The 26,309-nt window shown below is 59.1% G+C and carries 23 protein-coding genes; 7 read left to right on the top strand and 16 right to left on the bottom strand.

The window, feature by feature from the left end; translation table 11 throughout:
* Positions 1 to 59: 59 nt before the first annotated feature.
* The gene (gene nhaA, locus JFT91_RS29015) at positions 60 to 1,247 is read right to left on the bottom strand and encodes a Na+/H+ antiporter NhaA (RefSeq protein ID WP_201234648.1); all 1,188 of its coding nucleotides are present in this window, start codon (positions 1,245 to 1,247) and stop codon (positions 60 to 62) included.
* A 249-nt stretch (positions 1,248 to 1,496) separates the two neighbouring features.
* Between nhaA and JFT91_RS29010 the strand changes: the two genes are divergently transcribed.
* Positions 1,497 to 2,591 carry a PLP-dependent cysteine synthase family protein gene (locus JFT91_RS29010; RefSeq protein ID WP_201234646.1) on the top strand — a complete coding sequence of 365 codons (1,095 nt, stop codon included), beginning with the start codon at positions 1,497 to 1,499 and terminating at the stop codon, positions 2,589 to 2,591.
* A 117-nt stretch (positions 2,592 to 2,708) separates the two neighbouring features.
* Here JFT91_RS29010 and JFT91_RS29005 read toward each other — a convergent pair whose 3' ends face one another.
* The 3 genes from JFT91_RS29005 to JFT91_RS28995 all read right to left on the bottom strand — a co-directional run bounded on the left by JFT91_RS29005 (position 2,709) and on the right by JFT91_RS28995 (position 5,732).
* Positions 2,709 to 4,322 (bottom strand): NAD(P)/FAD-dependent oxidoreductase, encoded by a 1,614-nt coding sequence (locus JFT91_RS29005; protein ID WP_201227672.1) that lies wholly within the window; start codon positions 4,320 to 4,322, stop codon positions 2,709 to 2,711.
* A gap of 88 nt (positions 4,323 to 4,410) precedes the next feature.
* Positions 4,411 to 5,073 carry a COG3650 family protein gene (locus tag JFT91_RS29000; protein WP_201234644.1) on the bottom strand — a complete coding sequence of 221 codons (663 nt, stop codon included), beginning with the start codon at positions 5,071 to 5,073 and terminating at the stop codon, positions 4,411 to 4,413.
* Positions 5,074 to 5,132: 59 nt separating this feature from the next.
* On the bottom strand, positions 5,133 to 5,732 hold the full coding sequence (locus tag JFT91_RS28995; protein ID WP_201227670.1) for a short chain dehydrogenase: 600 nt from the start codon (positions 5,730 to 5,732) through the stop codon (positions 5,133 to 5,135).
* Between the two features lie 104 nt (positions 5,733 to 5,836).
* On the opposite strand from JFT91_RS28995, the gene JFT91_RS28990 reads away from it, so the two are divergent.
* A complete protein-coding gene (locus tag JFT91_RS28990; RefSeq protein ID WP_201234642.1) occupies positions 5,837 to 6,751 on the top strand; it encodes a LysR family transcriptional regulator in 915 nt (304 codons plus the stop codon).
* A gap of 24 nt (positions 6,752 to 6,775) precedes the next feature.
* Here the strand turns inward: JFT91_RS28990 and JFT91_RS28985 are convergent, their stop codons facing one another.
* Genes JFT91_RS28985 through JFT91_RS28970 form a run of 4 tightly spaced genes read right to left on the bottom strand, consistent with a single transcriptional unit; the run spans position 6,776 to position 9,219 of the window.
* The gene (locus JFT91_RS28985) at positions 6,776 to 7,252 is read right to left on the bottom strand and encodes a DoxX family protein (RefSeq protein ID WP_201234640.1); all 477 of its coding nucleotides are present in this window, start codon (positions 7,250 to 7,252) and stop codon (positions 6,776 to 6,778) included.
* Positions 7,249 to 8,007, bottom strand: a complete 759-nt coding sequence (locus tag JFT91_RS28980) for an HvfC/BufC N-terminal domain-containing protein (protein ID WP_201201282.1) — start codon at positions 8,005 to 8,007, stop codon at positions 7,249 to 7,251. The genes JFT91_RS28985 and JFT91_RS28980 overlap by 4 nt, the downstream gene beginning before the upstream one ends.
* Positions 8,004 to 8,891: an MNIO family bufferin maturase gene (gene bufB, locus JFT91_RS28975; protein WP_201201284.1), complete on the bottom strand. Its 888-nt coding sequence runs from the start codon at positions 8,889 to 8,891 to the stop codon at positions 8,004 to 8,006. Before bufB ends, JFT91_RS28980 begins: the two co-directional genes overlap by 4 nt.
* Positions 8,892 to 8,916: 25 nt before the next feature.
* Complete coding sequence (locus JFT91_RS28970; protein WP_201201286.1) at positions 8,917 to 9,219, bottom strand: BufA1 family periplasmic bufferin-type metallophore; 303 nt, start codon at positions 9,217 to 9,219, stop codon at positions 8,917 to 8,919.
* 264 nt (positions 9,220 to 9,483) lie between these two features.
* Between JFT91_RS28970 and JFT91_RS28965 the strand changes: the two genes are divergently transcribed.
* Positions 9,484 to 11,214 (top strand): DUF2599 domain-containing protein, encoded by a 1,731-nt coding sequence (locus JFT91_RS28965; RefSeq protein WP_201234638.1) that lies wholly within the window; start codon positions 9,484 to 9,486, stop codon positions 11,212 to 11,214.
* 34 nt (positions 11,215 to 11,248) lie between these two features.
* Complete coding sequence (locus tag JFT91_RS28960) at positions 11,249 to 12,469, top strand: DUF2599 domain-containing protein (RefSeq protein WP_201234636.1); 1,221 nt, start codon at positions 11,249 to 11,251, stop codon at positions 12,467 to 12,469.
* A 178-nt stretch (positions 12,470 to 12,647) separates the two neighbouring features.
* Here JFT91_RS28960 and JFT91_RS28955 read toward each other — a convergent pair whose 3' ends face one another.
* The 5 genes from JFT91_RS28955 to JFT91_RS28935 all read right to left on the bottom strand — a co-directional run bounded on the left by JFT91_RS28955 (position 12,648) and on the right by JFT91_RS28935 (position 17,648).
* Entirely contained in the window at positions 12,648 to 13,349 is a 702-nt protein-coding gene (locus tag JFT91_RS28955) for an ABC transporter ATP-binding protein (protein WP_003222380.1), read from the bottom strand.
* Entirely contained in the window at positions 13,350 to 14,117 is a 768-nt protein-coding gene (gene livG, locus JFT91_RS28950; protein ID WP_201149544.1) for a high-affinity branched-chain amino acid ABC transporter ATP-binding protein LivG, read from the bottom strand.
* Positions 14,114 to 15,370: a high-affinity branched-chain amino acid ABC transporter permease LivM gene (locus JFT91_RS28945; RefSeq protein WP_201234635.1), complete on the bottom strand. Its 1,257-nt coding sequence runs from the start codon at positions 15,368 to 15,370 to the stop codon at positions 14,114 to 14,116. The genes livG and JFT91_RS28945 overlap by 4 nt, the downstream gene beginning before the upstream one ends.
* Positions 15,367 to 16,290: a high-affinity branched-chain amino acid ABC transporter permease LivH gene (livH, locus tag JFT91_RS28940; RefSeq protein WP_008082254.1), complete on the bottom strand. Its 924-nt coding sequence runs from the start codon at positions 16,288 to 16,290 to the stop codon at positions 15,367 to 15,369. Before livH ends, JFT91_RS28945 begins: the two co-directional genes overlap by 4 nt.
* A 230-nt stretch (positions 16,291 to 16,520) precedes the next feature.
* Positions 16,521 to 17,648, bottom strand: a complete 1,128-nt coding sequence (locus JFT91_RS28935) for a branched-chain amino acid ABC transporter substrate-binding protein (protein WP_201149548.1) — start codon at positions 17,646 to 17,648, stop codon at positions 16,521 to 16,523.
* 352 nt (positions 17,649 to 18,000) lie between these two features.
* Between JFT91_RS28935 and JFT91_RS28930 the strand changes: the two genes are divergently transcribed.
* Positions 18,001 to 18,306 carry a DUF2288 domain-containing protein gene (locus tag JFT91_RS28930; protein WP_201234633.1) on the top strand — a complete coding sequence of 102 codons (306 nt, stop codon included), beginning with the start codon at positions 18,001 to 18,003 and terminating at the stop codon, positions 18,304 to 18,306.
* Positions 18,307 to 18,601: 295 nt separating this feature from the next.
* Here JFT91_RS28930 and JFT91_RS28925 read toward each other — a convergent pair whose 3' ends face one another.
* Positions 18,602 to 20,803, bottom strand: coding sequence for a hypothetical protein (locus JFT91_RS28925; RefSeq protein WP_201234631.1), 2,202 nt, complete (start codon positions 20,801 to 20,803; stop codon positions 18,602 to 18,604).
* A 195-nt stretch (positions 20,804 to 20,998) separates the two neighbouring features.
* Between JFT91_RS28925 and JFT91_RS28920 the strand changes: the two genes are divergently transcribed.
* Positions 20,999 to 21,895: an NAD(P)-dependent oxidoreductase gene (locus JFT91_RS28920; protein WP_201234629.1), complete on the top strand. Its 897-nt coding sequence runs from the start codon at positions 20,999 to 21,001 to the stop codon at positions 21,893 to 21,895.
* On the opposite strand, the gene JFT91_RS28915 is transcribed toward JFT91_RS28920, so the two are convergent.
* Complete coding sequence (locus JFT91_RS28915; RefSeq protein WP_201227659.1) at positions 21,786 to 24,068, bottom strand: putative bifunctional diguanylate cyclase/phosphodiesterase; 2,283 nt, start codon at positions 24,066 to 24,068, stop codon at positions 21,786 to 21,788. The genes JFT91_RS28920 and JFT91_RS28915 overlap by 110 nt on opposite strands.
* Positions 24,069 to 24,218: 150 nt before the next feature.
* Positions 24,219 to 24,587, bottom strand: a complete 369-nt coding sequence (locus JFT91_RS28910; protein ID WP_201227658.1) for a YkgJ family cysteine cluster protein — start codon at positions 24,585 to 24,587, stop codon at positions 24,219 to 24,221.
* Positions 24,588 to 24,887: 300 nt separating this feature from the next.
* On the opposite strand from JFT91_RS28910, the gene JFT91_RS28905 reads away from it, so the two are divergent.
* Positions 24,888 to 26,237 carry a spinster family MFS transporter gene (locus JFT91_RS28905; RefSeq protein WP_201227657.1) on the top strand — a complete coding sequence of 450 codons (1,350 nt, stop codon included), beginning with the start codon at positions 24,888 to 24,890 and terminating at the stop codon, positions 26,235 to 26,237.
* The last annotated feature ends 72 nt before the right edge of the window (positions 26,238 to 26,309 follow it).

Genomic DNA, 26,309 nt, shown 5'->3' with positions numbered 1-26,309 from the left:
AACATATAGCACACTTGCACGGCTTATTGCTAAGCCGTGCAGTTGGCATGGGCCAGCACTCAGGCCCTTTGAATGGTGCTACTGCGACTTGCCGCCGCGGTTACCGCATAACCAATCAACGCCGCCAGAATCGAGCCGGTCAAAATGCCCATTCGGTCCATCCCGGCGTAGTCGCTCACACCCGGTTCAAACGCCAGCGAACCGACGAAAAGGCTCATGGTGAAACCGATCCCGCAGAGGATCGCTACGCCCAGCACCTGGCCCCAATTGGCGCCTTGCGGCAGGGCGGCGATGCCGGTCTTGACGGCCAGCCAGGTCAGGCCGAACACGCCGACGGTTTTGCCCAGCAGCAGGCCCACGGCAATGCCCATCGGTACGTGATGGGTAAAGCTTTCGACGGTCACGCCGCTCAGCGACAGGCCGGCGTTGGCGAAGGCGAACAGCGGCAGAATGCCGTAAGCCACCCACGGGTGCAGCGCATGTTCGAGCGTCAGTAGCGGCGACGGCTCGGCGTTTTTCGTGCGCAGCGGAATGCAGAACGCCAACGTCACCCCGGCCAGCGTCGCGTGGACACCGCTCTTGAGCACGCAAACCCAGAGGATCAGACCAATGATCATGTACGGCCCGAGCTTGACCACGCCGAGCCGGTTCATCGCCACCAGCGCCGCGATACACGCCGCCGCGAGGCCGAGCGACAGGGTCGACAGTTCGCCAGAGTAGAAGATCGCGATGATCACGATGGCGCCAAGGTCATCGATGATCGCCAGGGTCATCAGGAACAGCTTCAGCGACACTGGCACGCGTTTGCCCAACAGGGCCAGTACGCCGAGGGCGAAGGCGATGTCGGTGGCGGTCGGGATCGCCCAGCCGTCGAGGGCGGCGGGGTTGTCACGGTTGAGGAACCAGTAGATCAATGCCGGTACCAGCATGCCGCCGATGGCTGCGGCGCCGGGCAGGACGATCTGCGAGGGTTTGGAGAGCTGGCCGTCGAGAACCTCGCGCTTCACTTCCAGACCAATCAGCAGGAAGAACATCGCCATCAGACCGTCGTTGATCCACAGCAATAGAGGTTTAGCGATTTTCAACGCACCGATCTGCGCCACCACGGGGGTATCGAGCAGACCGGTGTACAACCACGACAGTGGCGAATTGTTGATAACCAGAGCAAGGACAGCCGCAGCGATCAATAACAGACCGCTGGCAGCTTCCAACTGAAAGAAACGCGTGAAAGTGCTACGCAGAGGCAAGGTCGCTCTCCATCGAATAGTCAAAAGGTGGAACACCCTAACCCGTACTGTTAGTTGTTAAAACAAAAGTTATATTCTTTTTTGTTATATGTCGTTACAAGGTGTCTGGCTCAATCACGCTGAGCCTAGCAGTTGTCTGACACATTGAGACTCAGCTGTATCTGTGCGCGATGCAGGATTTTTCCTAAGCTGACGGATGAGCCTTCCTGGGAGGCTGATTTCCTGCCCGATTCAACGAGAACCAACACCATGAGCGACAACCGACAGTGGGCCCGTGAAGCCATCCGCATCATCGAGGCGGATTTCCAGCGCAGCGCCGACACCCACCTGATCCCTTTGCCGTTGCCGGGTTTTGCGGGCATCGAGTTGTATTTCAAGGATGAGTCGAGCCATCCGACCGGCAGCCTCAAACATCGGCTGGCGCGTTCGCTGTTTCTCTACGCGCTGTGTAACGGCTGGCTGAAGCCGGGTGCGCCGGTGATCGAGGCGTCCAGCGGTTCCACGGCGATTTCCGAGGCGTATTTCGCACGCATGCTCGGTTTGCCGTTCATTGCGGTGATGCCGGCGACCACGTCGAAGGAGAAGATCGCGCAGATTGCCTTCTATGGTGGTCAAAGCCACCTGGTGAAAGATCCGACGCAGATCTACGCCGAATCCGAGCGCCTGGCCCGTGAGCATGGCGGTCATTTCATCGACCAGTTCACCTACGCCGAGCGCGCTACCGACTGGCGCGCAAACAACAACATCGCCGAGTCGATCTTCCAGCAGATGCGCTACGAAAAACACCCAGAACCGAGCTGGCTGATTTCCAGCCCCGGCACCGGCGGCACCACCGCGACTCTTGGCCGATACGTGCGCTATCGCCAGCACTGCACCCGCGTTCTGTGCGCGGATGCCGAGCGTTCGGTGTTCTTCGATTACTACCAGACCGGTGACGCCAGTTTGCGCCTCGATTGCGGTTCGCGAATTGAAGGCATTGGTCGACCACGGGTGGAAGCGTCGTTCCTGCCAAAGGTGATCGATGCAATGGTCAAAGTGCCGGACGCCTTGTCACTCGCCGCCATGCATTATCTGGCGCAGCGTCTTGGGCGGCATGTTGGCGGGTCGAGCGGGACCAATCTGATCGGCGCCTTGATGGCGGCGCAACAGATGAAAGCGGCGGGGGAGTCGGGATCGATCGTGGCGATTCTGTGCGATGGCGGCGAGCGGTATGCCGACACCTATTACGATCCGGAATGGCTGAAGGCGCAGGGGTATGAGTTGGACGCTTTGATCGAGGCAGTTGCAGCAAGCGCAGAGCGCGGCGAGGCGCTGCCGACCAGCGTTTTACGCGCCAACATCTGACACACCAAAATCAACTGTAGGAGTGAGCCTGCTCGCGATTGCGTAATAACATTCAACATTGATGTTGACCGGATTACCGCTATCGCGAGCAGGCTCACTCCTACACAGGGCGTTGTGTCAGTCAGTAAGGCCGAGGATATCGCGAGCCACAGCTTCAGCGATGCGAATCCCGTCAACACCCGCCGACAGAATACCGCCCGCATAACCCGCGCCTTCACCGGCCGGGAACAAGCCTTTGACGTTCATGCTTTGCAGCGTCTCGTTACGGGTAATCCGCAACGGCGACGAAGTGCGCGTCTCGATACCGGTCAACACCGCGTCGTGCAGTGAATATCCGCGAATCTGCTTCTCGAACGCTGGCAACGCTTCACGGATCGCTTCAATTGCGAAGTCGGGCAGGGCCAGGGCCAGATCGCCCAACGCCACACCCGGCTTGTACGACGGCTCGACTTCGCCCAGTTCGGTCGAAGGAATGTCGTTGATGAAATCGCCGACCAGTTGCGCCGGGGCCTTGTAATCGCTGCCGCCGAGGATAAAAGCGTGGGATTCCAGACGCTCCTGCAACTCGATCCCGGCCAGTGGGCCGCCCGGATAATCGACTTCCGGAGTAATACCGACAACGATGCCGGAGTTGGCATTACGCTCGTTACGCGAGTACTGGCTCATACCGTTGGTGACGACGCGGTTCGGCTCCGAAGTTGCCGCGACCACGGTACCGCCTGGGCACATGCAGAAGCTGTAGACCGAACGGCCGTTCTTGGCGTGGTGCACCAGTTTGTAGTCGGCGGCGCCCAACTTCGGGTGACCGGCGTATTTGCCCAGTCGTGCACGGTCGATCAGCGACTGTGGGTGCTCGATGCGGAAACCCACCGAGAACGGCTTGGCTTCCATGAACACGCCACGGCCGTGGAGCATGCGGAAGGTGTCGCGGGCACTGTGGCCGAGGGCCAGAACCACGTGTTTCGAATGCAGGGTTTCACCGCTGGCCAGTTCAACGCCGACCAGTTGGCCGTCTTCGATCAGTACGTCGGTCACGCGCTCCTGGAAGCGCACTTCGCCGCCCAGTTCGCGGATCTGCTCGCGCATGTTTTCAACCATGCCGGTCAGACGGAACGTACCGATGTGCGGCTTGCTGACGTAGAGGATTTCTTCCGGCGCGCCGGCCTTGACGAACTCGTGCAGGACTTTGCGGCCAAGGAACTTCGGATCCTTGATCTGGCTGTACAGCTTGCCGTCGGAGAACGTCCCCGCGCCGCCTTCGCCGAACTGCACGTTGGACTCGGGGTTAAGCACGCTTTTACGCCACAGGCCCCAAGTGTCCTTGGTGCGCTGACGGACTTCGGTACCGCGTTCGAGGACGATCGGCTTGAAGCCCATTTGTGCCAGCAGCAGCCCTGCGAAGATCCCGCACGGGCCGAAACCGACGACAATCGGGCGCTGGCTCAGGTCGCTTGGCGCCTGGCCGACGAATTTATAGCTGACATCCGGCGCCACGTTGACGTTACGGTCGTCGGCAAACTTGCCCAGCACCTTGGCCTCGTCGCGTACGTTGAGGTCGATGGTGTAGATGAAGCAGAGTTCGGAGGACTTTTTGCGCGCATCGTAGCTGCGCTTGAACAAGGTGAAATCGAGCAAATCATCGCTGGCGATGCCCAGGCGCTGCACGATGGCAGGGCGCAGGTCTTCTTCGGGATGGTCGATTGGCAGCTTGAGTTCAGTGATTCGTAACATGGCGAGGATCCGGGTTCGCGGGGCGCACAACTGCGCCAAGGCGTTTGAAGGCCGCGATTATAAGCCGCAAAGCCCGGATTCGGTGAGGCTAAAACGCTCCGTCGTTGCGTGATCCGCCGAAATACCCGCAGCCACGTTGCACCTGGCCGTCGATGCGCAGTTCGGCGCTCATGTGCTGCACGCTGCCGGTGCTGCTGTCGACGCAGCGCTGCGGCGCGACCCACAGCTCGATCCGCTGGTTGTTGGCTTCGCTGCTGAGGTTGAAGCGCCCGTCGCCCAATTGTTCTTCAACATACGGCACGGCGAGTGGCGGCTGGCCTTCGCGGTCGATGACCATGCCTTTGCCGCTGACCTTGACGTTCCATTCCGGGCCATGGCCGGCGGCACGCAGGATCAGCAGTTTGAAATTCGGATCGTCGCACGCTGTGCCCGAGCGCTCAACGCGGTACAACTGGGTCAGGTCGAGGCGGTCGCCAGCGACTTTCCCGCGTACATCGGCAAACAGCTTGCCCTGCTCATCGGCAAGGGTCGCGGCCTCTTGCAGGACGCTGGTGCCGCCGATGTCATTGACCACCAGTTGACGCTGATCCTGACACGGCTGGAACACCAGTTTGCCGTCAGCGGCAGTGAGTTGCCCCTGCATCCGCGTCTGCCCCACGTGCGAGGCACTTTCTCGCTGGCCATCGAACAACTGGCAGGCGGCAAACAACGGCAGCAGGGCAACAAGGACTAACGAACGGGCAACACGCATCTTCGGCTCTCCAGACAAGTGCCGCCACGTTACGCAGCCTGACCGCTCATCACAAGGGTTTAGCCCACGTGAAACGTCTGACCGGTTTGCAGTCCTTCAACACTTTTCGCGTAGGCCAACGCCACATCCGCCGCAGGCACCGGCTTGTAACCACGGAAGTACGGCGCGTAGCTGCCCATCGCTTCCAGCAATACTGTCGGGCTGATCGAGTTCACGCGCAGACCACGCGGCAGTTCGATGGCAGCAGCCTTGACGAAGCTGTCGAGCGCGCCGTTGACCAGTGCCGCCGATGCGCCGCTGCGGATCGGATCGTGGCTGAGTACTCCGGTGGTGAAGGTGAATGAGGCGCCATCGTTGGCGAACTCACGGCCGATCAGCAGCAGGTTGACCTGGCCCATCAATTTGTCTTTCAGGCCGAGGGCGAAGCTGTCGGCGTTCATCTCTCCCAGCGGGGCAAAGGTCACGTTACCGGCGGCGCAGACCAGTGCGTCGAACTTGCCGGTCTGCTCGAACAGCTTGCGGATGGATGCGCTGTCACTGATATCCACATGGAAATCGCCGCTGTTGCGACCAATACGAATGACTTCGTGGCGTTGCGAGAGCTCTTTGTCTACGGCCGAACCGATGGTGCCGCCCGCGCCTATCAACAGAATTTTCATCGTGCAGTGCCTCAAGTGTTTGAACGAGGTTTCAGTCTAGAGTGGTTTTTTCTGTAGATAAGCGCACTAATGGGCAACCTTTGGTTTTCAAATGGAAACAATCCATGAGCGAAATGGATGATCTCGCAGCGTTTGCCGTGTTGATCGAGGCCGGCAGTTTTACTTTGGCCGCACAGCAATTGGGTTGCAGCAAGGGCCAGTTGTCCAAGCGCATCAGCCATCTGGAGACACAGTTTGCCGTGGTGTTGCTGCATCGCACGACTCGCCGGTTGAGCCTGACCGCCGCGGGCGCTGCGCTGTTGCCGCAGGCGCAGGCGCTTGTCGTCCAGGTCGAAAGAGCGCGTCAGGCCTTGGCGCGATTGAAAGACGACATGGCCGGCCCCGTGCGTATGACGGTTCCGGTTTCGCTGGGGGAAACCTTCTTCGATGGTCTGCTGCTGGAGTTCTCGCAGCAGTATCCCGAGGTGCAGATCGAGCTGGAGCTGAACAACAGTTATCGCGATCTGTCCCGGGACGGTTTCGATCTGGCGATTCGCAGCGAAGTGGCGAATGACGAGCGACTGGTGGCCAAACCGCTGCTGGCCTGGCAGGAAATGACCTGCGCCAGCCCGGCTTATCTAGAGCGTTTCGGCGAGCCGACGACGCCACAGGCGCTGGCCGAACACCGTTGCCTGCTTAACAGTCATTACAGTGGACGCGAGGAGTGGCTGTATCACCAGCAGCACGAATTGCTGCGGGTGCGCGTGTCGGGGCCGTTTGCCAGCAACCACTACAACCTGCTGAAAAAAGCGGCCCTGAGCGGAGCCGGTATCGCGCGTTTACCCTCGTACCTGCTGCAAGCGGAATTGGCTGACGGCCGATTGCGTTTGCTCCTGCGCGGCTTTCAGACCCGGCGTATGCCGATGTACCTGGTGCATCCGTATCAGGGCGGATTACCCAAACGTACGCAGGTATTGGCGGACTATCTGATCGGCTGGTTCAAGCGCAGCGGCGAGGCGCTCGATCGCCTGTCTCACTAACACCGATCCACCCGTGTAGGAGTTTCAACGGTTGTAGTGTCTGGCGATCAGATGATCTATCGACAGCCTGCCGGGGCCGCGAGCCATCAGGAACAGCAACACCGCTGCCCACGTGCCATGGGTCGGATAGGCGTCTGGATAGACAAACAGCTGAATGGTCAGCGTCATCCCCAGCAGCGCCAGGGCTGAAAACCTTGTGGCGAATCCGATCAGGATCAGGACCGGGAAAAAGTGCTCGGCAAACGCAGCCATGTGCGCGGCGATTTCCGGCGACAGCAGTGGCACGTGGTATTCGCTCTTGAACAGTGGAATCGTTGAATCCGCCAGACGCGGCCAGCCGAGTTGAAACGTCCCGTCAATCAGGTCGATGGCCAGACCCTCGACCTTGGTCTGCCCGGATTTCCAGAACACTGCCGCAATCGAAAAACGCGCAATGAGCGCGATCAGACTGTGGGGGATTTTCTCCAGCAGCGCGATGGCGCGGGGGACCAGCGTGTTCATGGCGATTCCTTGTCGTTCAGATGAGTGATGGCGTTGTGTGCAATCAATAGGGCCAGGGTTTGACTTAGGTCGAACGGCGGGCTGTTTTGCGCCGCTGCCAGCAGTGGCTGGCCATCAAGTAATTGACGGATAAACAGGCTGGCGCCGTGTTCGAGGGCAAACACCTCGACGTCCAGACAGTTGCGCAAGACCAGGGCGTACTGCTCTTGGTGGAGGTTGATGCCCTCAAGTGTTGCGTCGTGTTGATGCGCTGCCCAGATCGCGACAACGGCATGGCTTGAGTCGAGCAGGCGTAACGACGGGTGCAGCCCGAAACGCAGTTTGCTCAAAGAGTCGGGTGCAGACAGTGCGGCGGTGATTTCTTCCGGACTTATCGGGCTGGCATCGGCGGCGTGGTAGGCGACAGTACGCAGGTGTTCAAGACGTGCGACATCGGCCAGATAGAGCACGCTGAATGCCGGTTCAAAGCTTTCGATGAAATCCGCAAAATCTTCGCCATAAAGGCTCATCAACGGACTGTGGGGTGGCTGAGCCTGGATGAAAACGGCCGCCATGGCGCGGAAGAACTCCTCGCCCACCAGTTGCGCAACCACCGGATAACTGTCACCCAGAGCGTTGATCAGCGAACTTTGCACGTTGTTGCGATACACCGCGAAACGGCTCTCGGGATCGGCACCGTTGGCGCTGCACAGGCCTTCGGGGCAAGGCGATCGCACATCGAGCAGTGCCGCCGCGAAGGTCGCTTGAGTGCTCATGATCGACCCCTGGCTTGCATCAGCAAGTCATCAGCCTGCCGGGCCTCGGCGAGCAAGACGCTGAACGCCGGCAAACTGTTGTCGCGTTCGATCAGCGTTGCTGCCGGGCCTGTGCGCTCCAGCACTTGGCGGTACAGATTCCATACAGCCAGATCGATCGGCGCACCATGATCGTCGATCAGCAAACGGTCGCCGAGACTGTCGCGATCTTCTGCAAACCCAGCCAGATGAATCTCGCCAACCGCGTGCAATGGCAAGGCATCGAGGTAGGCCAATGGGTCGCGTTGATGGTTGATGCACGATACGTAGACGTTATTGACGTCCAGCAGCAGGCCGCAGCCGCTACGGCCGATGACGTCGGCAATGAAGTCAGCTTCGTCAATGGTCGAGCGTTGAAAGGCCAGATACGTCGCCGGATTTTCCAGCAGCATGGGGCGCCCGATGCTGTTCTGCACTTGGTCTATGTGCTCGCAGACGCGGTTCAGCGTCGGCGTGTCATAGGCCAGTGGCAGCAAATCATTGAGGAACACCGGGCCATGGCTGGACCAGGCCAGGTGTTCGGAAAAGGAGTGCGGTTGATAGCGTTCGATCAGTGCACCGAGACGCTTGAGATGTTGAACATCCAGTGGCCCTTCAGCGCCGATGGACAGCCCGACACCGTGCAGCGACAGCGGGTACTGTTCGCGAATCAATCCCAGAAAATGATGAAACGGACCGCCGGCCACCATGTAGTTTTCGGCGTGGACTTCGAAAAAACCAAGGTCCGGTTGTGAACCGAGCACTTCCCTGAAGTGCCCGGTCTTGAGCCCCAGCCCGGCGCGGGCAGGGAGCCCGGAGTGGGCTGCCTGAGTGTCGGAAAGGGCAGGTTCGTTGACTGTAAACATGATCGTCACTCAGGCAGGCCGTGGATCAGGACTTGGCTTTGAAGGCTTCCATCTGGCCGAAACCGGTCGGCGAGGTCTTGCTTTCAGTGGTGGCGCAGGTGCCTTTCGGAACGAGTTTCCAGGCGTTGGCCTGGTAGTCCATTTTCGCGGTGCCGGCACAGGTGGTGCCTGCACCTGCGGCGCAATCGTTATGACCTTTCATCGCCACGCCGAAGCATTTCTCCATGTCGTCAGCGGCGTGGACGGTCGATACGGCGGCCATACTCAGAGCAGAGCCGAGGGCCAGAACCAGGGCGGTGGCGGACAGGGTGCGAGTGGTAGCAGTCATGATGTTTCTCCGAGTTGAGCTAGGGTTTTTACAAGCGAAGTGCGCTTGCTTACCCCACTAGAGAACGGTCATGGCGATGCGTTACAGCCTCCTGAAAACTTTTTTGAAAAAACATCGCCCCCTGTAGGAGCTGCGGCACGCTGCGATCTTTGATCTTAAAAACAAGATCAAAGGATCGCAGCGTGCCGCAGCTCCTACAGGGGGAGTGTTCTATAGTCATTTCAATGGCCACTTTCACAGGCCGATTTACCAGGACGGTATCTTATGAAAACGGAGCGCTCAGACTCACGCGTGCTATCGCGCAGGACTTCAACTTGGGCCCTGGCGTGCGCGCTGCCGTTGCTGTGCAGTGCGTTGGCCGCGCAGCCGTTGCTTGATCCGCAGGACACGCTCAAGCGCATCAATTACAACTACAACACCCTCAAGCAAGAGTGCCAGGAGCCGGACACCGGTGCCCCGCGCGGTCTCTACTATTGCAGCGGGGTGACCTTGCGCATGGTCAACGACGGGCCGTTCAACCCCTGGGATTACAGCCCCTACGCGGTCAAGATCGGTGCGACCTCCTACTCGTGGATTCGCAAGGATCTGAGTACCAAAATTCTCATTCATCCGGCTGGTCTGATCCTGCGAACCCCAACCGATGCGGCAGCGTTGAACCTGCCAGTCAAGGAGCAAGGGTTTACCTGCATCTACGCGTTCGATGGCGGCACCGGGCCTGAGCGCAAGTGGTACGGCTGCGGATTTTTCGACAGTCGCGAGCCACCGCGTGCCGCCCAGGGCGTGATGAACAACCGCAATGCTGCGCTGGCCTACGGCACTTGTGCGGAAGCCGGGGTCACCACTGCAGAGCAATGGACGCAAAAATACACCGGGCTGATGAAGGGGCCGATCCAGTACGGCCAGTGTTCCTTTAACGCGGAAAAACCCAGCGACTGGCACGCGATGATCCGGGTTCACGAATCCCGGCCGACCACCACCAACAAAGACCCGTTCTCTTACAGCGCCCAAGTCAACGAGTTCATGTTGAAGAACGCCACCGCCACTAACGATGGCAGCGAAAACATGAAGTACATCGATGCCTTCATCTACAACGTCAACAGCACGCAGAACTTCGCCACTCGCGGCGATCAGGCTCCGCCGAAACCGGAAAACGGCCTGAACAGCGCACGCAACTTCCAGAAGAAACTCCAGGCACAGGGTTACAGCGTGCCGATCCTGCGGCTGGATTTCACCAAGCCTGCCGAGCAACGTTTCAGCTATGTCGCCGCTGACCAGGCGATAGACCTGACGGCGGCTGGCGGCGCGCAGCCGACACCGACACCGACACCGACACCTGCGCAGAAATACATCGCTGAAGCGGTGTGGATCGAACGTTACGATCCCGGCAGCAAGCAAAACGAATGGTCGCTCAAGATCACCCCCACAGCCCAAGGCAAAGCGATTCAGGCCAGTGATCAGGATGCCTTGTACAAAGAACTGTTCGCCCTGCGTGGCGCCGATAGTCAATGGCGCGACAACGAGAAATCGCCGGGCAGCATGCGTGGGCAACTGAGCTGCCTGATTCAGAACTATCCGGCAAAAACCGAATGGAATCTGGAGCCGTTCCGCCCCAATGTTTCTGCGCAGGAATCGGCCAAGGCTGGTTGCAATCCGGTTCCGGTTGCGGCACCGCAATACATTGCCTCGGCCGACTGGATCAAACGTTACGACCCCGGCACCAGCAAGGATGAGTGGAGCCTGAGCGTGGTCCCCACAGCGGCGGGACGAGCCTTGCCCAGCGAGCAGGTGGCTGCGTTGTACGACCAACTGTTCGCGCTGAAAGGCGCCGACAGCAACTGGCGTGACAACGAAAAATCCGCCGGCAGCATGCGCCAGCAATTGAATTGCGTCCTGGTCAATTACCGCAACAAAACGCCGTGGAATCTTGAGCCTTTCCGGCCGGCGTTATCGGACAACGAGACGCGGGCTGCGGGTTGTAACCCGGTCCCGCGTTGAGGGTGTGTGTTGGCTAATCAAGGAGATGCAAGCCATGAAAAAACGTTTGAACAGAATCGCGCCATTACTCATGTTTCCGCTGTTGGTGCAGGCAACATGGGCCAATGCCGAGTCATGCGACGAGACGCTGAAAAAAGTCGAAACGTTGTACAACAAAACCGTCGACAGCTGCGGCCAGGATCCGGCCTCGGACTGTTCAGGGCTTTTGGTTCGGGGCACGCACCGCGCCGACCCGGCCAAGGGGCAGAAATGGGACGTCTGGAATCCCAGCCCGAAAGCCGTGGAATTGGGCACGTTTGCCGCGTCGTACATGCGCGCCGACGGTATCAGTTACGAAGACCCGGGTATGAGCACGCAGAACGGCTATCTGATTACCCCCAGAGATCTGGTTCGCGACCCCGAGACTCCGGTGCATGTTTATTGCGCGTTTCCCAACGATGCCTGGACTGACTTTCGCAATGACCGGGGCTGTGGCGACAACAAAAACACCGCCCCGACGGAAGCGGTCTGCCAGGCCATGAAACCACCGATCACCAGTCCCAACGCCTGGGTCGCGCACTTCACCCAGTACAACAACAATCGGCAGCAGGACCAATTGCAATGCGGCTTCAACATGCGCAATCCGATGAGCAGCAATGAGCGCGTCGACGCCTTCCGCAACTTCATGGGCGCGCGCAAAGTCATCAACAGCCGCGAGTTTCAGACCCAGACAGAACTGCGTCTGGGCAACCCGAAAACTGACGAACTGCCGATTCTGGCTTTCTTCTACAGCGATCAACGCGGCTTGAACGATGCGATGGCCAACCAGCGCGACTACAAGGCCAAGACCGGCAAGGATCGTAATATCATCAAGATCGACTTCCCGAAAACTCCGGTCGCCAAGGCTTCTTTCTCATGCATCCAGACCTCGACGCCAGCGGCGCCGAAGTTCTGCGAGAAGTACATCGAGTCGAGCACTTGGGTACAACGGCCTGATCCGAAACTGGGGCCGAACACCTGGTCGCTGTCGGTGGTGCCGACCGCTTGCGGTCGGGCGATCAAAGACGATCAGACCGACCGGATGTTCGCCGAGCTGTACAACAAGCATAAGGACGATCAGCAATGGCGGCAGTACAGCGTCAATGGCGGGTCATTGCGTCGGCAGATGGTGTGTCATCTGGCGGCGACTTTCGACGGAAAACCTGTGCGCAACAAGCCAGATTGGAATCTTGAGCCGGCACGGCCTTACGTCGATCAGGCCACGGCGGTAGCGTAGCACTGCAATCCGTAATGAGCGTCCACTGCAGGCGTTCGCCTGCTCGCGATGGCGTCGTTTAACCCCGTGATGTTGAATGACTGCTGTCGCGAGCAGGCTCACTCCTACAAGGGATGTTGGAGGCTTGCAGTTGGCACAAAAAACGGCCCGGAGGCCGTTTTTTCTTTACCGCGATGACTCAACCGCCGAGGTACGCCTCGCGTACTTTCGGGTCCGTCAGCAGCGCTTCACCAGTGCCTTGCATGACCACACGGCCGTTCTCCAGAACGTACGCGCGGTCGGCGATTTTCAGCGCCTGGTTGGCGTTCTGCTCGACCAGGAACACCGTTACACCGTCCTTGCGCAGTTGTTCGATGATGTCGAAGATCTGCTGGATGATGATCGGTGCCAGGCCCAGCGACGGCTCGTCGAGCAGCAGCAGCTTGGGCTTGCTCATCAGCGCACGGCCGATGGCGAGCATTTGCTGTTCGCCGCCGGACATGGTGCCGCCGCGCTGGTTGAAGCGTTCTTTCAGGCGTGGGAAAAGTCCGAGAACCTTGTCCATCTGTTCCTGATAGTCGCCCTTGTCGGTGAAGAAGCCGCCCATGGAGAGGTTTTCTTCAACGGTCAGACGCGCGAACACCCGACGACCTTCCGGCACCACGGCGATGCTTTTACGCATGATCTGCGACGAGTCCTGACCGACCAGTTCCTCACCCATGTAGCGGATGCTGCCGCTGTGCGCTTGCGGCGAACCGCACAGCGTCATCAGCAGCGTCGACTTGCCGGCACCGTTGGCGCCGATCAGGGTGACGATCTCGCCCTGACGGACTTCGACGTTGACGCTGTGCAGCGCCTGGATCTTGCCGTAGAAGGTGGAAACGTTTTCGAACTGCAGCATTTACGCTTCCCCCAGGTAGGCTTTGATCACTTCAGGATTGTCGCGGATCTGTTCCGGCGTGCCGTCGGCCAGAGGCGTGCCCTGGTTGATCACGACGATGTGGTCGGAAATGCTCATGACCAGTTTCATGTCGTGTTCGATCAGCAGCACCGTCACGTTGTGCTCTTCACGCAGGACGCTGATCAGCGCCTTGAGGTCTTCGGTTTCCTTCGGGTTCAGGCCGGCGGCTGGTTCGTCGAGCATGAGGATCCGCGGACGAGTCATCATGCAGCGAGCGATTTCCAGACGTCGTTGCTGACCGTAAGCCAGGGTGCCGGCGGTGCGGTTGGCGAACTCTTTGAGGTTGACCTTTTCCAGCCAGTACTCGGCAAACTCCATCGCCTCGCGCTCGCTTTTGCGGAACGACGGGGTCTTGAACAGGCCGGCCAGGAAGTTGGTGTTCAGGTGACGGTGCTGCGCGATCAACAGGTTCTCGACCGCCGTCATGTCCTTGAACAACCGTACGTTCTGGAAAGTCCGCACCACGCCTTTGAGGGCGATCTTGTGGCCCGGCAGGCCTTGAATCGGCTCGCCGTCGAGCAGGATGCTGCCGCCGGACGGCTTGTAGAAACCGGTCAGGCAGTTGAACACGGTGGTCTTGCCCGCGCCGTTCGGCCCGATCAAGGCAACCACCTGTTTTTCCTTCACGGTCAGGGCCACGCCGTTGACCGCCAGCAAGCCGCCGAAGCGCATGCTGAGGTTTTCAACTTTCAAGATCTCGCGGCTCATTTTCGCAACTCCATGTGTGGGCGTTGCATCGGCAGCAGACCTTGTGGACGCCAGATCATCATCAACACCATCAGCGCACCGAACATCAACATGCGGTACTCACTGAACTCACGCATCATTTCCGGCAACAGGATCATCACCACGGCCGCGAGAATCACGCCCAGTTGCGAGCCCATGCCACCCAACACGACGATGGCGAGAATGATCGCCGACTCGATGAAGGTGAACGATTCCGGGGTCACCAGACCTTGACGGGCAGCGAAGAAGCTACCGGCGAAACCGGCGAAGCTCGCACCCAGGGTGAAGGCCGACAGCTTGATGATCGTCGGGTTGAGACCCAGCGCACGGCAGGCGATTTCGTCTTCACGCAGCGCCTCCCACGCACGGCCGATCGGCATGCGCAGCAAACGGTTGATGATGAACAGCGCCGCCAGCGCCAGCAACAGGGCAACCAGGTAAAGGAAAATCACCTTGTTGATCGAGTTGTATTGCAGGCCGAAATACTCGTGGAAGGTTTGCATGCCTTCCGCGGCTTTACGTTCGAAGGTCAGGCCGAAGAACGTTGGTTTCTCGATGTTGCTGATGCCGTTCGGGCCACCGGTGATATCGGTCAGGTTACGCAGGAACAGACGAATGATTTCGCCGAAACCCAACGTCACGATCGCCAGATAGTCGCCGCGCAGACGCAATACCGGGAAGCCCAGCAGGAAGCCGAACGTCGCCGCCATCAGGCCGGCAATCGGCAGGCAGATCCAGAAGCTCAGACCGTAGTAGTGCGACAACAGCGCGTAGCTGTAGGCGCCGACGGCGTAGAAACCGACGTAACCGAGGTCGAGCAGACCGGCCAGACCGACGACGATGTTCAGGCCGAGGCCGAGCATCACGTAGATCAGGATCAGCGTCGCGATGTCCACCGCGCCACGCGAACCGAAGAACGGCCACACCAGTGCACCGATGATCAGCGCAATGATGAAGTAGCGTTGCGTGGTCGGCAGGGTCAGGAAGTTGCTGGCCTTGGCCGGGATCAACGGCAGGCCCGGTGAGGAATTCCACGCATTGCTGATCTGCTGGTTGAACAGCACCCGCAAGAACATCAGCACCGAGCAGATGGCGATGGTCGCCAGAATCACCGGGCTGGTGTTGTGCACTTCCAGATTGATGCCGACGATGGTCAGTTTCAGTCCGAGCACAGGATACGCAACGGCCCAAACCAAGAGCGCACTGAACAGTGCCTGTTTAAGATTCCTAGTCATACTTTCTCAACCTCCGGACGGCCCAGAATGCCGGTCGGACGGAACAACAGCACCAGAACCAACAAGCCGAAAGCCACGACGTCCTTGTACTGGTCGCCGAAGATATCGGCGCCAAACGCTTCCGCCACCCCAAGCACCAACCCGCCGAGCATGGCGCCGGGGATGCTGCCGATGCCGCCGAGTACTGCCGCGGTGAAGGCTTTGAGGCCGACGAGGAAACCGGCGTTCGGGTTGATCACGCCATATTGCATGCTCAGCAGCACGGCCGCGATGGCCGCCAGCGCAGCACCAATGACGAAGGTCAGGGCGATGATGTTGTTGGTGTTGATGCCGAGCAGGTTAGCCATCTTGATGTCTTCGGCGCAGGCGCGGCAGGCGCGACCCAGGCGAGAACGGGAGATGAACAGCGTCAGGCCGAGCATGGCGATCAGGGTCACCACGAACACCACGATTTGCATGTAGGAAATCAGCACTTCATGTGCGCCACCTGGCCCGAAAGAGATGTTGCCGGGGATCAGGTTGGGGATGGATTTGTCCTTGGAGTCTTGCGCCAGCAGAACCGTGTTCTGCAGGAAGATCGACATACCGATGGCGGAAATCAGCGGGATCAGACGGTTGCTGCCGCGCAGGGGGCGGTAGGCGATCCGTTCGATGCTGTAACCGTACGAGCTGGTGACAACGATGCTCGCGATGAAGGCGGCGGTCATCAACAGCGGGACGTTGTCGATTCCCATCATGGCCAGCCCGGCGATGGCGATGAACGCCACGTAGGAACCGATCATGTACACCTCGCCGTGGGCGAAGTTGATCATTCCAATGATGCCGTAAACCATCGTATAGCCGATGGCGATCAGGGCATACGTGCTGCCAATGGTCAGGCCATTAACCAGCTGCTGGAAGAAGTGATAGAGGTCAGGCATTACAACGCTCCTAAAAACCTGATACGCATTTCACTGGTGGAGTCATTTTCCCGCCCGGCCCCGTGGATCTATATCCACTTCGAATCCGGGTTTTGCCAGCGAACCGCTGATGACGGTTTTGAGATTTTCAGGTGGGGAGACTGGCGGATCACGCCAGCGCGGCCCATACATTCGTAAAACAAAGCCCACGGCACGCCGTGGGCTTTATTGGCAGTCAGTCAGGCAGCGCCTTACTGAGGCGAAACTTCAGTTTTTGGTTTGCCGAAGTGCCACTCGTAAACCACAAATTTGAAGTCCTTCAGGTCGCCCTTGGCGTCGAAGCTCAGGTCGCCAGTCGGGGTTTTGAAGGTGCCGGCGTGAATGGCCTCGGCTACTTTGGCCGGGTCTTCGGATTTCGCTGCGGCGATACCGCCGGCGATCACTTCAACTGCCGAGTAGGACGGGAACACGAAAGGACCGCTCGGGTCTTCTTTCTTCGCCTTGAATGCATCAGCCAGGGCGACGTTGGCCGGATCCTGGTCGAAGGATTTCGGCAGGGTCACCAGCAGACCTTCGGAAGCGTCTTTGGCGATCTGCGAAATGGAGTCGTTACCCACGCCTTCCGGACCCATGAACTTGGCTTTCAGGCCTTTTTCAGCAGACTGACGCAGGATCAGGCCCAGCTCTGGGTGGTAGCCGCCGTAGTAAACGAAGTCGACGTTGGCTTGCTTGAGTTTGGCGATGATCGAGGAGAAGTCCTTGTCGCCGGCGTTGACGCCTTCGAACACGGCAACTTTCACGCCTTTCTTTTCAAGGGTCGATTTGACGGCGGTGGCGATGCCTTCACCGTATTGCTGTTTGTCGTGCAATACCGCAACGATTTTCGGTTTCACGTGATCGGCAATGTAGTTACCGGCGGCAGGGCCCTGGGCGCTGTCCAGACCGATGGTGCGGAAGACCATTTTGTAACCACGGGCGGTGATGTCCGGGCTGGTGGCAGCCGGGGTGATCATGATCACGCCTTCGTCTTCGTAGATGTCCGAAGCCGGTTGAGTGGAGCTGGAGCACAGGTGACCGACCACGAACTTGACGCCGTCGTTGACGACCTTGTTCGCTACCGCTACCGCTTGTTTCGGATCGCAGGCATCGTCGTATTCAACGGCTTCGAGTTTCTTGCCGTCGACGCCGCCCTTGGCGTTGATCTGCTCGATGGCCATTTTCGCGCCACTGAACTGCATGTCGCCGTATTGGGCTACTGGACCGGTCTTAGGGCCGGCGATACCGATTTTGATGGTGTCAGCTGCGAACGAATGGCTGGCAACCCCGGCCAGAACCATAGCGGCAAACAGTTTGGAAATCTGCTTAGTAGCCTTAGTCATAGTGCTCCACTCTTACTGTTGTAATTTTTTTGAGTTCTGGCGCCGTAGCAGCAGAACCGGGTCAGATATCTTTGCGATACCCTCCGGAAATGCCCCCGGCAACTGTACCGGTACAGTGTAGAGCGCCGGTTGTTGGCCTGGGAAGCGGGCGCCGAGGGGCAAAACTTGGGGTTGTCGCATTTTTGAATGAAAAAGACAGAATTGCGGCGGGGCGTTCGTGGGCATATATCCCAATCAGCAGCATTCCTTGGCGTTCCTGCTCTTTTCGTTCGGTGAAGCCATTTGCAACCGGGTTTTTCTGACGGACCACCGACGTTATCATTCGCGTCGATTTCTTTTCCGGACAGTTCCCATGAATCAACAACCTAGCACCCTCTATGCCAAGCTGCTCGGCGAGACCGCATCTATTACCTGGAAAGAGCTGGAGCCGTTCTTCGCCAAGGGTGCCCTATTGTGGGTCGACCCAGGGCTGGATCTGATCGCTGCCGCCGAGGCCGTTGCGTCCGACGAAGGCGAGAAAGTGGCCGCCTGGCTGGCCGAAGACAAGGTCGCCAAGCTGTCTGAAACGCGGGCGCTGGATCTTTTTGAACGCGATCCGCAGCTGTGGGCGGTGGTGGTTTCGCCCTGGATTCTGATCCAGGAGAGGGCGGCCGCTTAAGTCCTTGCACCTTTGTGGTGCGACCGGTCATCGGCGTAAAGTGTGTAGCCGAGTAGCGTGATGGCAAGTTGCCGTGAAGAAAGACCACAAGCGAGGGTGGCATCACGGTGACGTAAACGTAACGGGAACAGTTTAGTAAGCAGCCTAACGGCTGCTTAATTGTTTCTGAATATTGGATTGGTCGAGATTTTCGGTGAGTTCAAGGGCCCCATCGCGAGCAGGCTCACTCCTACAGGGGAACGCATTCCAATTGTAGGAGTGAGCCTGCTCGCGATGGCGGCAACTCGGTTCCGGATCAGACCGTGAACGACTTGCCGGTATGGTTATTGAGGGAAATAACCTTGGTCTTGCCAATTCGGTGACGGTAAATCTCGCGCAAATACTTGATCGACTTCTTCACGCAATCGCGCGACAGGCGAATGTCGTTGATCGAGACAAACTTCTCTTTGTCGTTGATCAGCTCGCGATACTTCTTCTCGTACATCGGCTTGATCGCGTACCAGTTGGTGTCGAGGATCTTCGCCGGGTTCTCGAACTCATTCAGCAGCTCGTCGATGCGGTCTTCGTCGAATTCTTCATTGATGATGAAGTCGAGGATCGAGTTATCCAGCGTCTCGTCGAACCGGTACGGGTTCTTCGCAAAGCAACGCTTGATGAACGCCACGATCAGGGTCAGGAAGTCGTCCGACAGGCACGGGCTCTTGGCGATCAGGGTGGTCAGCGACAGGTTCGCCGAGGCGCCGATCACCAACGCATAACGCTTGAGCGTGGTGTTGGGGAACAGGCTGTTGAGGTGAGTCTTCAACCGGTTCAGGTCCATGTACGACAGCTTGTAGTCTTTCGGCAACGAGACGATCGAGACCACCGACGAGCAGTTCTTGAAGAAGTGCAGGTCGTGCAACGCGGCCGCGTCGTAGCCGGAATTCTTGTATTGCTCAAGCGAGGCGCGATAACGCTTGGACTCGATCGGCAGCAGGCTGATGCCTTCGATCGCCTGGGTGACCTTGTTGAAGTGCGGCAGGTCGATCGAGCGGAAGAACAGATCGTCGATGTTTAGGCGCTGTGGCTCTTTATCGAACACCTTGAATTTGTCGCTGCTCGGCGGCGGCGTTTCCGGCACCACCGATTCGGCGTAGGCAATCGCCACCGGGCCGGCCAGACTCATGAACAGGTCGTTGGCGTCCAGGCGAATGGTTTCGCCAATGTCGATGCCGGCGCGGCGGAAGTAGTTCTGGTCGTAGTCGGTGGTCACCGCCTGCGCCGTCAGAATGTTGAAGATCTGCTGCGAGATGTATTGGTTGGCGTGCTTCTCCATCGCATTGACATCAATGTTCTGGATGTTGCCGTCATCGCTCTCTTCGGCGTAACGCATGATGTCGTTGGAGATCAGCATCATCGCGTTCCATGGGCGAATACGGCCCATGACGCTGGCTTCGCTGCTGTCTTCATTGTCGAAGTTGTAGGAGAAATCCCATTCTTCGGACAGGTATTTGCACAGCAGGCGACCGGCGTTGATGTGCAGCGCCTCGGACATTTCGCTGCGGTGGTCGGAGATGTTCGGCAGCACGCAGATGCCGCTGGTAAAAATCGGCTCGAACACGAACGAATGACCGCTCTTGCCGTCGTGCTCGTCCATCGGCTTGGTGTCGAACGTCTTGTTCATGTACGAGTGCTGCTGGGCCAGGCCGAATTCCGAGGCCATGCCGGAACCGGTACCGCCACCGGCACTGAAGATCGAGAAGTACAGGCGCGACTGGTTGGCCTTGATGCCGCAGCTGTCGATCAGGTACGAGTGAATCATTTTCCAGTCAGGGCTGGAAAAGCGCTGGGTGTCCTTGTTGAGGATGATCTTCGCCAGATACTGGCCGAGGATCGGCGCGTTACCGGCGCCACCGGCGTGAACTTCGGACAAGTCCATGATTTTCATTTTGCTGTAGTCGCGCAGGAAACCGCTTTTTTCGCCCTTGCGCGAGAAACGAATGCGCCCGGCGATGTCCTTGTCGAGGTCGCCGAGCATCACCAGCGGCTCGACCAGAAACACCGGTTTGCTCGCCTTGTTGTTGCCGATGCGCAGGTTGTTCTTGATCCACTGCGCCGGGCTGTAGCCCTTGTCGGCGGAGCGCCGGTCACTCGACGGGCGATCTTCGTTGTTGAATTCGTTGAGGTAGAACTTGCGTGCGTTGTACACCAACTCCGCAACGTCGAGGGCGATGTTGGAGCCACAACGACCGAGGCCGATCAGGCAAACCGAGGGGAATTCCTGATCGCTGTGCTGCTCGTTGTCGCCTTCCAGGTGTGGCGGACGCGGGAACACCAGATCGCGCAGGCCGTCGAGGTTGTCGAGGATGCGGTCGGTATTGGTTTCAGTGAAGTACAGGTATTGCTGGGTCGACAGCGGGCGCGAGGGAACCAATGGCTTTGACGATGAAGGGCTGTTTGCGGCGGGGCTCAAGGTCAGATCGGATACCGCAGTGGCGGGATTATTTTTAGAAGTCATTGTGCGCCATATACCTGGACTGGTTGGCTCGCGGGCCAGTTGCCTGCGAACCTCACGGAATAAGATCTCGCGTCTTTTTTGCGCGTATTGAGCCCGAGCGTCAGGGATATTGCCTGATTGTCGCTGGGGGGAATCCTTTCCTGATCGTTGATGAATCGGCCATTATTCGGCGATCTTTAATCAAAAGGAGGCTAAATGATGTCAACGCTACCTTCGTTGGGGTTTGCCGGAATCGGCCTGATGGGCCTGCCGATGTGCCGCCGCCTGTTGGCGGCGGGCTATCCGTTGACGGTGTGGAACCGCAACCCGGCCAAGTACGCGGCGCTGGTCGAAGCGGGTGCCCGGCAGGTCGCGAGCCCCGCTGAACTGTGTGAGCACGCCGATGTGGTGATGTTGTGTCTGGCCGATACAGCGGTGGTGCGTGAAGTAGTGTTTGGCGCCGGTGGCGTGGCTGAAGGTGCAAAAAACGGCCAGTTGCTGGTGGATTTTTCCAGCCTCGAACCGACCGCCACTCGCGAGATGGCCGCTGAACTGGCAGAAAAAACCGGCATGACCTGGCTCGACTCACCCGTGTCCGGCGGCGTGGTCGGCGCCGAGGCCGGCAGTCTGGCGATCATGGTCGGCGGGGCGGCGGCGGATCTTGAGCGGGTGCGTGCGGTGCTGCTCAATCTCGGTCAGCGCGTCACGCACATGGGCGGCGTCGGCGCCGGCCAGGTGACCAAGGCCTGCAACCAGATGATTGTCGCCTGCAATGCGCTGGTGATCGCCGAAGTGGTGGCGCTCGCCGAGCAGGCCGGGGTCGATGCGAGTCTGATCGCCGAGGCGTTGGCGGGCGGTTTTGCCGATTCGAAACCGTTGCAGATCCTCGCCCCGCAAATGGCTGAAAGCCGCTTCGAACCGATCAAGTGGCACGTGCGCACGCTGCTCAAGGATCTCGACACCGCAGTGAAATTCTCCCGCGAGCAAGGCTCGGCGACGCCGATCAGCGGATTGGCCGCACAATTGATGCGCCTGCATGGGGCGCAGGGTTTTTTGGCGAAGGATCCAGCGACACTGGTGCAAATGTACCGCGCGCCAGAATCAGCGGATTGACCGTATGAGAGTGTTTGCGCTGATTGATTTCTTCCAGCACCGGGCGCAATTCATCCAGTGGCACCGGTCGGCTGAGCAGGTAACCCTGAATGAAATCGCAGCCCGAACGCTCAAGGAACTCGTACTGCTCTAGGCTTTCCACGCCTTCGGTCACCACCTGCAAATGCAGGGTGTGGGCCATGACGATGATTGCCTGGACGATCTCCATGTCCGCCGTGGCTTTGGGAATATCGAGGATGAACGAACGGTCGATCTTCAGCGTGTTGAGCGGCAGGCGTTTGAGGTAAGCCAGCGACGAGTAACCGGTACCGAAGTCGTCAATTGACAGCGACACGCCGAGGGCGCGGATTTGCCGCAACAGCACCAGTGTATTGGCGATGTTGCCCATCAGTGCATTCTCGGTGACTTCCAGTTCCAGCCGTTCCGGCGCAACGCCGGCGGTGCGCAGTGCGCCTTCAATCTCGTCGGCCAGCTCTTCGCGCGCAAGATTCAGCGGCGAGCAGTTCCAGGCGATTTTCAGCTCTTCGCAGCCATGGCGCGACAGTTCGCCGAGATCCTTGCAGGCCCGGCGCAGCACCCAATTGTCCAGTTCGGCGATCAGGCCATTGTTTTCAGCGATGCTGATAAAACGATCCGGGGTCAACAGACCGTGCAGCGGATGCTGCCAGCGGATCAACGCTTCGAGTTTGGTCACGCGGCCGGTTTTCAGTTCGAAGATCGGTTGGTAATAGAGCGTCAGGCCGTTTTCTTCGCGCAGGGCATGGCGCAATTCTTCTTCGAGTTGCAGTTCCAGGGTGGCGCGGTTCTTCAGGTTGGAGCTGAAAAACTGCAGGCCGTTGCGCCCGGCGCCCTTGGATTGGTACAGCGCCAGATCGGCGTGCTTGAGCAGTTCTTCGCAGGTAGTGCCATCTTCGGGAAACAGACTGATACCGATGCTGGTGGTCATCACCATCCGCCGCCCTGCAAGCTCGATGGGTTCTTTCATCTTCAACATGATCCGCTGGGCCATGTTGCGTGCCTCTTCTCGCTCGCGCAGGCTGATGAGGATGCAGAACTCATCGCCGCCGAACCTTGCGACCACATCTTCATGACTGCGCACCGAGCTTCTGATGTGCTCGGCGATGACTTTGAGCAGCGCATCACCCGCGTCATGGCCGAGGCTGTCGTTGATGCGTTTGAAGTGATCAATGTCGAGAAACATCACTGCGAGCATGCCGCCTTCGGTGGTTTTCTGACTGAGTTTCTCGGCGAAGATCTGGTTGAAGCCGCGGCGGTTGATCAGGTTGGTCAGCGCATCGTAGTTGGCCACTTGTTGCAGCGACATGCGCGCCTGATCGAGTTGGCTGAGCAGGGCGTTGACCCGCCGCAGGTCGTGTTCCTTGTTTTGTAGTTTCTTGTCGGCCAATGCCGCGCTGATTGCGCTGCCTAGAGTCAGCAGGGTGATCAGTGCCACCGTCAGGCCCAACTGCATATGGCTGGTTTCGACGGCTATCGCCGGTACGCTGCCTTCAGGCAAGACCAGATGCAACGCGGCCATCCCGGTGAAATGCATGCTGATGATGCCGGCGCCGAGGATCAACGCGGCGCTGTACTTGAGCATCTGATGAAACACGCCGCTGCCTTCGCGCAGATAACTGGCGACCCACAGCGCGGCGAAACTGGCGCCGATGGCGATGATGATCGACAACACGAACAGCGTGGGTTGGTAATACGCGGTGGCGCTCGACCGCATCGCCGCCATGCCTACGTAGTGCATGCCGGCAATGCCCAGGCCGATGACGATGGCGGTTTTCAGGTATTGCACCAGGCTCGGCTGCATCTCGCTCAGCGTGTGCATGGCCAGCCACGAGGCAAGTAAGGCAATCAGCAAGGAGAACAGGGTGATGGGCAGGTCGTACTGGATGTCGATGGGCGCCTGGAATGCCAACATGCCGATGAAGTGCATGGCCCAGATGCCGCCTGCCAGGCAGGTTGCGCCGATCCAGCGCCATAATCGCTGCGAGCGTGGATCCTCGGCATGCCCGACCCGCTCAGCCATGTCGAGGGTGGCAAAACTTGCGGCGCAAGCAACCAGATAGGCCACCAGCACCAACAAGGGATTGTGTGTGCAATCAAGGATGACCTGCCCGCTCTCCGGCAGCTCGGTAACAAACTGCAAACCAAGCCACTCCATTGCATGCCCCGTCTCTGAAGTCGTCCTTACTGCGTCGTCATCGCAGGCGAATGACAGGAGTATAGAGGCGGTTTTTGCAACGTATGCGGTAGTGGCATATTGGCGCTAACGATTTCGGCATTAGTGTCATAGCGATTGGCACTAATAGAGTCAGGCGCTTTGTTCGAAGGGGATTTCAGCCCAGTCCGGTTGCAGCGGCGGCAGGCCGAAACGGGCCCGGGCCTTGTCGCAATCGACATTCTGTTCGCCGTTTTCCCATGACGACTCGAATTCGCGGCAGGGGCTGGAGCGCAATTCATAAATCGAGCACTTCACCTCGCTGCCGACTTCGCCGACCAACGCCGTGCATCGCGGCGATTTACAGTCAGTGCCGTTCATCGCCACCCGGCTGGGGCTGATCTGCGTGACCAGTTCATCGGGCACCGTCCCACCGGAGGAAGCGCATTCACCCCAGAAAAAAGACACACGAAAATGGGAACAACAGGCACCGCAATTCAGACACGGACTGACTTCGGACATGGGGAGGGCATCAAAGGGATTGATCGGCGAATCCGGACGGATCCGGCGGCTATTCTAGGCTTCGCCACGGACTTGGGAAGGGGGGCGCGAAACTATTTTTTTGTGCCAGGGTTTTGCCGTAAAAGCCCCGGTTTTCGGGGGATTGCTGACTTATCAAAGGCTTACGTTTCGTTACAGTGGCATGGCCCGATATCAGGCAGACGAATGATCACAGACAGCATCCGACGGGCTGACTAGATTGCAGGTTCCGGGCTCGGATGCGTTGGCAGTGAAGCCCTATAACAATAAAGAGACGGACCCATGCAGAACTCGACCCAAGCGGCGAATGCCTGGCGCATTCTGTTCCTGCTGTTCCTCGCCAACCTGTTCAACTTCTTCGACCGCACCATTCCGGCGATCATCATCGAGCCGATCCGCATGGAATGGCACCTCAGCGACTTTCAGCTGGGTATCGTTGGCACCGCTTTCACCATCGTTTATGCCATCGCTGGCCTGCCGTTAGGGCGGATGGCCGACACCGGTTCGCGCAGCAAATTGATGGGGTGGGGCCTGGCGACATGGAGCGCGCTGACCGCCGTCAACGGTCTGGTCGGCAGTTTCTGGAGCTTTCTGATCGTGCGCATGGGCATCGGCATCGGCGAGGCCAGTTACGCGCCGGCCGCCAACTCGCTGATCGGCGACCTGTTCCCGGCCCACCGTCGGGCGCGGGCGATGGGCATTTTCATGCTCGGCTTGCCCCTGGGGCTGTTGCTGGCGTTCTTCACCATCGGTGCGATGGTCAAGGCATTCGACAGTTGGCGCGCGCCGTTCTTCATTGCGGCGGTGCCGGGGTTGATCCTCGCGATCTTCATGTTCTTCATCAAAGAGCCCAAGCGCGGCGCGGCGGAAACCGTGCAGGTTTCGCAGGAAAAAGTCGACAAGCCGATTCGACGGATTCTGGCGGTGCCAACCTTTCTGTGGCTGGTGATGGCGGGGCTGTGCTTCAACTTCGCCACCTATGCCTGCAACTCGTTTCTGGTGCCGATGCTGCAGCGCTATTTCCTGATGCCGTTGCAGGAAGCGGCGGTGGCGACCGGGGTGATTGTCGGCGTCACCGGGCTGGTCGGGTTGACCCTGGGTGGCTGGATCGCTGACAAGATTCACCAGCGCGTGGCCAATGGACGGCTGTTGTTCGCCGCGTTCAGCCTGATCATCTCGACCCTGTGCACGGCGTGGGCGCTGCATGCCGGGCGTATCGAGATCGGCGTGTTCGTTGCGGTGTTCAGTGTCGGTTGGTTGTTTGCCTACAACTTCTACACCTGCGTTTACACAGCGATTCAGGACGTGGTGGAACCGCGTTTGCGGGCGACGGCGATGGCGTTGTTCTTTGCCGGGTTGTATTTGCTCGGCGGCGGTCTTGGGCCGGTGGTGGTCGGGGGGTTGTCGGATCATTTCGCGCATACGGCGATGCTTTCGGAGGGGGCGGAGCAGATGACCGAGGCGTTCAAGGCGGTCGGTTTGCATGATGCGATGTACCTGATTCCGGTGGCGCTGTTCCTGACGATGGTGTTTCTGTTTCTGGCGGCGCGGTGTTTTGTGCGCGATGCGCAGCGGATGAAGGAGGGGTTGGTGGCTGTGGTTGAGCCCGAAGTGGCTGCGGCGACAGCATGATGATCGTTCCCACGCTCTGCGTGGGAATGCAGCCCGGGACGCTCTGCGTCCCATTCCGAAGCTGGAACGCGG

Source organism: Pseudomonas sp. TH08, assembly GCF_016651275.1.
Lineage (GTDB): Bacteria > Pseudomonadota > Gammaproteobacteria > Pseudomonadales > Pseudomonadaceae > Aquipseudomonas.
This window is presented reverse-complemented; position numbering and strand designations above follow the sequence as displayed.

Bases quoted from the DNA above. Each gene is read 5' to 3' on its own strand.
- JFT91_RS28970 (WP_201201286.1), bottom strand. From the start codon at position 9,219: ATGACTGCTACCACTCGCACCCTGTCCGCCACCGCCCTGGTTCTGGCC.
- bufB (WP_201201284.1), bottom strand. From the start codon at position 8,891: ATGTTTACAGTCAACGAACCTGCCCTTTCCGACACTCAGGCAGCCCAC.
- JFT91_RS28960 (WP_201234636.1), top strand. From the start codon at position 11,249: ATGAAAAAACGTTTGAACAGAATCGCGCCATTACTCATGTTTCCGCTG.
- JFT91_RS29010 (WP_201234646.1), top strand. From the start codon at position 1,497: ATGAGCGACAACCGACAGTGGGCCCGTGAAGCCATCCGCATCATCGAG.
- JFT91_RS28925 (WP_201234631.1), bottom strand. From the start codon at position 20,803: ATGACTTCTAAAAATAATCCCGCCACTGCGGTATCCGATCTGACCTTG.
- JFT91_RS28920 (WP_201234629.1), top strand. From the start codon at position 20,999: ATGATGTCAACGCTACCTTCGTTGGGGTTTGCCGGAATCGGCCTGATG.
- JFT91_RS28955 (WP_003222380.1), bottom strand. From the start codon at position 13,349: ATGCTGCAGTTCGAAAACGTTTCCACCTTCTACGGCAAGATCCAGGCG.
- JFT91_RS28965 (WP_201234638.1), top strand. From the start codon at position 9,484: ATGAAAACGGAGCGCTCAGACTCACGCGTGCTATCGCGCAGGACTTCA.
- JFT91_RS28905 (WP_201227657.1), top strand. From the start codon at position 24,888: ATGCAGAACTCGACCCAAGCGGCGAATGCCTGGCGCATTCTGTTCCTG.
- JFT91_RS28995 (WP_201227670.1), bottom strand. From the start codon at position 5,732: ATGAAAATTCTGTTGATAGGCGCGGGCGGCACCATCGGTTCGGCCGTA.
- JFT91_RS29000 (WP_201234644.1), bottom strand. From the start codon at position 5,073: ATGCGTGTTGCCCGTTCGTTAGTCCTTGTTGCCCTGCTGCCGTTGTTT.
- JFT91_RS28930 (WP_201234633.1), top strand. From the start codon at position 18,001: ATGAATCAACAACCTAGCACCCTCTATGCCAAGCTGCTCGGCGAGACC.
- JFT91_RS28935 (WP_201149548.1), bottom strand. From the start codon at position 17,648: ATGACTAAGGCTACTAAGCAGATTTCCAAACTGTTTGCCGCTATGGTT.
- JFT91_RS28980 (WP_201201282.1), bottom strand. From the start codon at position 8,007: ATGAGCACTCAAGCGACCTTCGCGGCGGCACTGCTCGATGTGCGATCG.
- JFT91_RS28990 (WP_201234642.1), top strand. From the start codon at position 5,837: ATGAGCGAAATGGATGATCTCGCAGCGTTTGCCGTGTTGATCGAGGCC.
- JFT91_RS28945 (WP_201234635.1), bottom strand. From the start codon at position 15,370: ATGACTAGGAATCTTAAACAGGCACTGTTCAGTGCGCTCTTGGTTTGG.
- JFT91_RS28985 (WP_201234640.1), bottom strand. From the start codon at position 7,252: ATGAACACGCTGGTCCCCCGCGCCATCGCGCTGCTGGAGAAAATCCCC.
- JFT91_RS29005 (WP_201227672.1), bottom strand. From the start codon at position 4,322: ATGTTACGAATCACTGAACTCAAGCTGCCAATCGACCATCCCGAAGAA.
- livG (WP_201149544.1), bottom strand. From the start codon at position 14,117: ATGAGCCGCGAGATCTTGAAAGTTGAAAACCTCAGCATGCGCTTCGGC.
- livH (WP_008082254.1), bottom strand. From the start codon at position 16,290: ATGCCTGACCTCTATCACTTCTTCCAGCAGCTGGTTAATGGCCTGACC.
- JFT91_RS28915 (WP_201227659.1), bottom strand. From the start codon at position 24,068: ATGGAGTGGCTTGGTTTGCAGTTTGTTACCGAGCTGCCGGAGAGCGGG.
- JFT91_RS28910 (WP_201227658.1), bottom strand. From the start codon at position 24,587: ATGTCCGAAGTCAGTCCGTGTCTGAATTGCGGTGCCTGTTGTTCCCAT.